Annotated in this window: 10 protein-coding genes and 1 pseudogene; 5 read left to right on the top strand and 6 right to left on the bottom strand. The window is 56.0% G+C overall.

Annotation, left to right across the window (positions count from 1 at the left end):
* Positions 1-148: 148 nt before the first annotated feature.
* The 6 genes from P775_RS04100 to P775_RS04075 all read right to left on the bottom strand — a co-directional run bounded on the left by P775_RS04100 (position 149) and on the right by P775_RS04075 (position 3,798).
* Positions 149-1,000 (bottom strand): HEPN domain-containing protein, encoded by an 852-nt coding sequence (locus tag P775_RS04100; protein ID WP_218967623.1) that lies wholly within the window; start codon positions 998-1,000, stop codon positions 149-151.
* A gap of 232 nt (positions 1,001-1,232) precedes the next feature.
* The gene (locus P775_RS04095; protein WP_099909769.1) at positions 1,233-1,529 is read right to left on the bottom strand and encodes a hypothetical protein; all 297 of its coding nucleotides are present in this window, start codon (positions 1,527-1,529) and stop codon (positions 1,233-1,235) included.
* Positions 1,529-2,305 carry a tyrosine-type recombinase/integrase gene (locus P775_RS04090; protein ID WP_425439881.1) on the bottom strand — a complete coding sequence of 259 codons (777 nt, stop codon included), beginning with the start codon at positions 2,303-2,305 and terminating at the stop codon, positions 1,529-1,531. The genes P775_RS04095 and P775_RS04090 overlap by 1 nt, the downstream gene beginning before the upstream one ends.
* Before the next feature lie 62 nt (positions 2,306-2,367).
* Positions 2,368-2,688 carry an excisionase family DNA-binding protein gene (locus tag P775_RS29725; protein ID WP_425439880.1) on the bottom strand — a complete coding sequence of 107 codons (321 nt, stop codon included), beginning with the start codon at positions 2,686-2,688 and terminating at the stop codon, positions 2,368-2,370.
* Between the two features lie 77 nt (positions 2,689-2,765).
* The gene (locus P775_RS04080; protein ID WP_099909766.1) at positions 2,766-3,089 is read right to left on the bottom strand and encodes a hypothetical protein; all 324 of its coding nucleotides are present in this window, start codon (positions 3,087-3,089) and stop codon (positions 2,766-2,768) included.
* Between the two features lie 313 nt (positions 3,090-3,402).
* Positions 3,403-3,798, bottom strand: coding sequence for a helix-turn-helix domain-containing protein (locus P775_RS04075; protein WP_099909765.1), 396 nt, complete (start codon positions 3,796-3,798; stop codon positions 3,403-3,405).
* On the opposite strand from P775_RS04075, the gene P775_RS04070 reads away from it, so the two are divergent.
* The 5 genes and pseudogenes from P775_RS04070 to P775_RS28420 form a co-directional block, all read left to right on the top strand.
* Positions 3,797-4,045, top strand: a complete 249-nt coding sequence (locus P775_RS04070; RefSeq protein WP_099909764.1) for a helix-turn-helix domain-containing protein — start codon at positions 3,797-3,799, stop codon at positions 4,043-4,045. The two genes, P775_RS04075 and P775_RS04070, sit on opposite strands and share 2 nt — an antisense overlap.
* Positions 4,042-4,431: a hypothetical protein gene (locus P775_RS04065; RefSeq protein ID WP_099909763.1), complete on the top strand. Its 390-nt coding sequence runs from the start codon at positions 4,042-4,044 to the stop codon at positions 4,429-4,431. Before P775_RS04070 ends, P775_RS04065 begins: the two co-directional genes overlap by 4 nt.
* Positions 4,428-4,775: a hypothetical protein gene (locus P775_RS04060; protein WP_099909762.1), complete on the top strand. Its 348-nt coding sequence runs from the start codon at positions 4,428-4,430 to the stop codon at positions 4,773-4,775. Before P775_RS04065 ends, P775_RS04060 begins: the two co-directional genes overlap by 4 nt.
* Before the next feature lie 100 nt (positions 4,776-4,875).
* Positions 4,876-5,112 (top strand): hypothetical protein, encoded by a 237-nt coding sequence (locus tag P775_RS04055; RefSeq protein WP_099909761.1) that lies wholly within the window; start codon positions 4,876-4,878, stop codon positions 5,110-5,112.
* Positions 5,113-5,196: 84 nt separating this feature from the next.
* Positions 5,197-5,473 (top strand): annotated as a pseudogene (locus P775_RS28420) (hypothetical protein); the annotation flags it as partial.

Genomic DNA, 5,473 nt, shown 5'->3' with positions numbered 1-5,473 from the left:
TTGGAAAAGGACTCGCAGATCAAGAAGCCATCAGGAAGGTGGGGGCGGCGCACCGCTTACCATCAACTGACCCAAAATGGGAAAGCGGGCCTTCGCGCAGATCGCAGCGAACGGCAGGAGAGAGCCCAAACAGCCGGTCACGAAGAGGTCAGCGGGAAAGCAAATCCGAAAAGAGGTCGTCCTCTGAAGGGATGGCTTCTCGGTGCAAAATAGCCCGTATAGCTTCGACTAAGAGATCCCAAGCGCGCACCCACTGTTCATCATCCGCGAAATCTACTTTGCCGTGAGTTATTCTGCTACGATCGTGATAACTCTTTTTCGCCTTTGCGTAGGTTTCAGCACGCGACGCAACAGGTCCGCACAGTTCAGCTAGTGTTATTGACATCCTAAATGAGAGTTCTGGCCCTTTGCCAAACACAGTTTCAAGAGCCTGCCAGATGTGAAGAATCGATGATGACCGGTCGGGCATTAAAGGAGCCTTCGCCAAAGCAGCACGCAGTATCGACGCTTTGCCATACTGAGTTTCGATTTTTCGCCAAACCGTGACTGCCTCAGTCGCTTGGGTAAAAGCATCTGCGTCAATTTCATTTGAGTAGAGCTCACTATTTCCGCGCAGGACAGAAAAAACAAGCTCATTTGGCCAGCCTTCAACCCGAGAGTCTTTGGCCGTGATGCCACTGCGCATGCCTTCTGGCAGCTTTTCGCACAGTTGGCTGGAGCTTCGGGAGTTAATCCCAGCATAATCGTTTAAAGAATGACTTGTCGCAAACGGCGTGATTGTCGGCTGAACTCCATTTAGGTAGATCATCACTTTCAGTATATCCAAGAGCCTCTTTGCCTCAGCGTGATCTGCCGCATCTACCGAGATTTCAAGGTTAACATTTGGCAGAAAAATCTGCATTAACTCAGCGGTCATTCGTGTCGGGTGATTTTCAGCCGCAAGTGAATACAGGTCAAAAATGGACACGTTCCAACGACGAGGATGCATACCGAAGGTCATAGTTTGAACTTCTTCCGAAGAAGAAGGAGTCCAGAACAGTTGGGGAAAATAGAACCGTGACATCGGGAGAACTTACAATACAAACTCAGCTTCTGAGAAGGACATTCGTTCATCCGAACGACCGCTAAGTCCGCACAGCGGCGACTCGCGCGTCCCGCGTCGAAGGACCGGTTTGGGTCGGAAATGCTTGACGCGGCTCACTGACAGGATTCAGAAAATCCGCATCCTAGAGTCAAAGATGCGCGACGTTCGACAAATAGTCTTCCCACATTTCCTGCGCGTCGACGGAAGTTTCAGCTATGAACTGCAACTGTTCTGGCGTGAACATGTGGTAAGTGTGGCCATCAGCATGGAGTGAAATCTCACCCTCGATCCCGAACGATATGCGGACAGGGTCATACTCGACATCCATCATGAACATCACAATTTCGGGTCCATTCACGTTGTCCTCTAGCAAGTGTAGAACTCCATGCTCATAGCCACCTGTCAGGTATTCTTCAAAATCTTTCAGACGCTTATCTGTTTGCATTATTTCACTTTCCTTAGGTCATCGAAGTTCAGGATCTCTGCGGCATCGGCCAAATGCTCTGGCAGGAACCTGGCATAGGTTTTATAGGTGATCGCTGTATTCGAGTGACCGAGATATTGCGCGACGGCCTCGATAGATTGCCCACCGGCCAGCATGCGCACGGCCACGCTGTGGCGGATCTGGTGGATGTTGACGTCTGTCAGCTTGGCGCGGGTGAGCGCTGCACTGTAGCCCTTCCTGATCGACTTGATCCGTTCCCCGGCCCACTCGACAACGTGGTCGGTAAGTCGCGCCTGATAGGCCGATTCTAGGGCCGCTCGCGCCATGCGGTTCATCGGAACAACGGCGCGGCCTTTGCGGGTCAAGCCATCAGGCAGGCGCAGATCGATCACGCCGCGTTCGAAGTCTACGCGCTGCCATGTCAGGTCAAGCACGGCACCGACGCGGGCGCCGGTGGCCAAGAGAAGAACCACTGCCAGTCGGATATGTGGCGCGCCGCAGCCATCTATCAGTGCGCGGATCTGCGCATCCGACATTGGACGTACGTCGCTGTCAGGCTTTGGGGGCAATTCGATGTGTGGCGCCTGATCGATCAGCCGCAGCTTTGCGGCCCAGCGGGTGGCAGATCTGAGGTGGCCAAGTTCAGTATGAACGGTGCCAACCTTGCGGCCGTCAGCAATTCGTTTGCGCAGATAGTCGCGGCAATCTTTGATAGTGATCTGATCCGGGCGCAGCTGGCCAAATGTTTCCAGAACTGCTTTGCCGGTGTGGCGCATGGTCGTCGCTGTCGGCTTCGCGCCAAGATGATCAATGTAGCTGGTCCATATCGCAGATATAGTCAGCCCTTCTGGCGTTCCTGTTTCGCGCAGATATCGGTCCCGACCTTCGGCTTCTGCCGCCGCTCTGGTGCGTGCCTCAAGCTGATAACGGCGCCTCTTTCCATCGGGACCATCCCAGTAGACGCAGAACCCGCCTCTGAGGCGCCCAATACTGATCGCTGACATTCGTATTCCTCTACCGCATCTGCCGGAATTCGAAACATTCGTCCGACACGAAATCCATTTAACTGTCCCCGTTTTAGTAACTGCCGTACCGTTTCGGCAGAGCACTGCCAACGTTCACCAAGGGTTTCGGGTGTGAAGGGTATTGGGCTGCTCATAACGCTCTCCCCGCGTCTCTCAGGAATGATGGGTTTCTCCAGGCAAGCTTCATTGCCCCATAGAGATCTGTTCGGGATCATGCGGCGTCACCGCCGGTGGGGCCGGTGTCGTTGTTCGCGGCGCGGTAGCGGGCTATGGCAGCGCGTGTGGCGGGCAGGGCGGCGAGCATTGTGTCGATCACTGGGTTTCCGGCAACCACGCACAGGTGGGGCGTGTCCGTCCGTGTCAGACGTGCGCACAGCGGCTGGGTGTCGATGCGGTGCTGGGGCGCGCCAAGGTTCTGATAGTTGACGGTGCCCCCGCGCGCCTCGACCAGCTGGGCAAAGGCATGGGCCATCAGGGCCGGGTGCAGGTCGAGGTCATCGGGGTGGGTGGCAAGCCAGCGAGCGGCCGCTTGCATGGTTTTACTCCTGTCAGGTCTGCCTTTTCCGCGCATTCGTTTACCCTTCTTTGATTTCTGGTTAACCTTCGCTAAGCCTGCGCCAATCGTGCGGAGCTCGGCTTTTCGTACTACGTAAGTTCACAAATAGCGAACAATCAGTCAAGCGAATAGTTCGATATTAGCGAACAAATGGTATAAGCAGGCTTGAGTGAACAGCGTTTTGAAGGGGAGCTAGTTATGGCTTTTAATGAATTGGAGCAGGCGCAGCTTATTGAAGCATTGAGTCGCCTTAATGGAGACCAGATGCTTCAATGGGCGTCAGACGTGCGCTCTACTTTTTGTCTTCGCCAAGAGCGAGTGCATGCCGTATCACTGACGCTCGATCTTCCTGGGAAAGTCCATCAAAGGCGTTAATTAGGGTAAAGACGTCTGAATTTACAGATTTTTTTTCTATGAGGTCGACAGGTTCAACGCCCAGTGCCGATGCAATCTTTGCAAGCGTATGGGCGTTGAACGGCTTCACGCCTCGCTCGATCTCGCTCAAGTGGCTTTTTGACATACCTGCAAGGCTGGCGAGGTGTTCAACCGTCCAGCCGCGACTTTTTCTGATTTGACGCATGCGCAGTTCCATCGATGGAAAGTAGCGACTGGCGTCAGAAGTATCACGCCGCAAATAGCGAACAGAGTGCTTGACATTTTGTTCGTAAATGGAGAACTGATGTGTCATGAGCAACCTTTCAAAATATCATGTTGAGACAGGGAAGTCGCAGGCTGAGGTGGCCCGACATCTTGGAATTTCGCGCAGCTATTACAGTGAGATTGTTTCGGGGAGTAAGACACCCGGCGGGGCGCTGGCTGCAAAAATAGAACGTGCCACGGGCGGTGCAGTTACGTCGATCTCATTCTTCCCGGATGCCTCCGGCACGGTGTCTAAAGCGACGATTGACATGCCATCCTCGGAGGCAGCTGCGTGAGCTTCATCGATCCATCTTCACTCCGTCTCTGCTTTCAGATGCTATTTCAGTCGGGATCAGTTTACCGCGACGGGCGTGCAAAATCTTTCGAAGCGAACCGGGTTGAGTCTCGCGATTACGCCCGGGCGCGGTTCGCGGTGATGATGGTCGCGGCCTTTCCGGGGAACACGCCGGGCGAGATTGCCGAGGCGGCTGCGAAGTCCTGCGGTGTGAGCAAGCGGCAGGCGGAAAACTGGCTGAAATGCGACTCGAGCCCGGCGTTCGAGCATGTGCTGGTGGTCGGTACGATCCTCGGGATCTGGAAAACAATGGAAATCATGACACTGGATGGCCGGTCGCGCGAGGACGTGGCCGCCATGATTGGCCAGAGGAAAGGGCGGTCTTGAGTTTTGAATCAGAAATGATGGCGTTTGTGACGTCGGACGCGCGAGATGCGGCCTGTGACATGGTCGCGGGCTGGGTGCAGGTCTGGGGGGCTAATTCGCTGGCGCATTTTGCCATTGGCACGGTGCTGGCGGTGCTGCGGTTCCACCTGCAGGTATCGGGCAGGGTGGTCTGGGGCATTATCGGCCTGTTGATTGCCAAGGAAATATTTTTCGACATTCCGCTGGCCGGGTTCGCCGCTTTGGTGATGCTGGACAGCCTTTGGGATGTCGCCTGTTACGCGGTCGGCGTTCTTCTCGTCTGGTGGACGATCATGCGCGGCCCGGTGACGGAGGGGCGGTCATGATCGGCTCGGACTGGATTATCGTTCTGCTGTGCCTGGCGGCGTTGGTCGCGGTTGTTTGGCTGGCGTTGACGCTGGTCGATGACGCGCTGCGGTGGTGGTTATGAGGCGCGCGCCGCTGACCCCGCGCGCCGAAGCGCTGGCCTATCGGATCTGGGGCTATGCCAAGCCGCGCGCCTGGGACGTGAGCATCGGCGACCTTGCCCAGGCGCTGGACGTGGATCGGCGCCGGATCGGAATCGTTTGCGCGCGAAAGGGCTGGACCACACGCCTGCGCGCCTCGCCCCCCGCACCCGGTGCGGGCGCATCCTTCGAGGATCTTCATGACCTTCTTGTGTGATTCGTGCGCCGTTTGCGCGCGCGCCACGTTTGCGGGGGCAGGGCGAACAGACCTTGGCAGGCTGAATGAATTGGAAGGCAAACTATGAACATACGGGCCGTTCCCTCAATTGTCGACGTTGCGGATCTGCCGGAATATCCGATCTCGCATTCTGTCAGGCTCGACAGTCATGAATTCCTGACATGGGAATTCCGGCGCTTTCTGCAGAGCGAGTTCCGCTGGAACACAGATCATCAGATCAAGGGGATCTGGTTTGATCTGGTTCAGCAAGCGCATGAACAGACGCCGGTCGGGACGCTGCCTGTAGAGCGTCAACCACCTTGTCCGCGGGCGACAACCAATTTGGCCGGTTTTGAGGCCG

The organism is Puniceibacterium antarcticum, assembly GCF_002760615.1.
Classification (GTDB): Bacteria; Pseudomonadota; Alphaproteobacteria; order Rhodobacterales; family Rhodobacteraceae; genus Puniceibacterium; species Puniceibacterium antarcticum.
This window is presented reverse-complemented; position numbering and strand designations above follow the sequence as displayed.

Coding starts and splice junctions, on each gene's coding strand:
- P775_RS04100 (WP_218967623.1), bottom strand. CDS start 1,000: ATGACCTTCGGTATGCATCCTCGTCGTTGGAACGTGTCCATTTTTGAC.
- P775_RS04095 (WP_099909769.1), bottom strand. CDS start 1,529: ATGCAAACAGATAAGCGTCTGAAAGATTTTGAAGAATACCTGACAGGT.
- P775_RS04090 (WP_425439881.1), bottom strand. CDS start 2,305: ATGCGCCACACCGGCAAAGCAGTTCTGGAAACATTTGGCCAGCTGCGC.
- P775_RS29725 (WP_425439880.1), bottom strand. CDS start 2,688: ATGAGCAGCCCAATACCCTTCACACCCGAAACCCTTGGTGAACGTTGG.
- P775_RS04080 (WP_099909766.1), bottom strand. CDS start 3,089: ATGCAAGCGGCCGCTCGCTGGCTTGCCACCCACCCCGATGACCTCGAC.
- P775_RS04070 (WP_099909764.1), top strand. CDS start 3,797: ATGAGCAACCTTTCAAAATATCATGTTGAGACAGGGAAGTCGCAGGCT.
- P775_RS04075 (WP_099909765.1), bottom strand. CDS start 3,798: ATGACACATCAGTTCTCCATTTACGAACAAAATGTCAAGCACTCTGTT.
- P775_RS04055 (WP_099909761.1), top strand. CDS start 4,876: ATGAGGCGCGCGCCGCTGACCCCGCGCGCCGAAGCGCTGGCCTATCGG.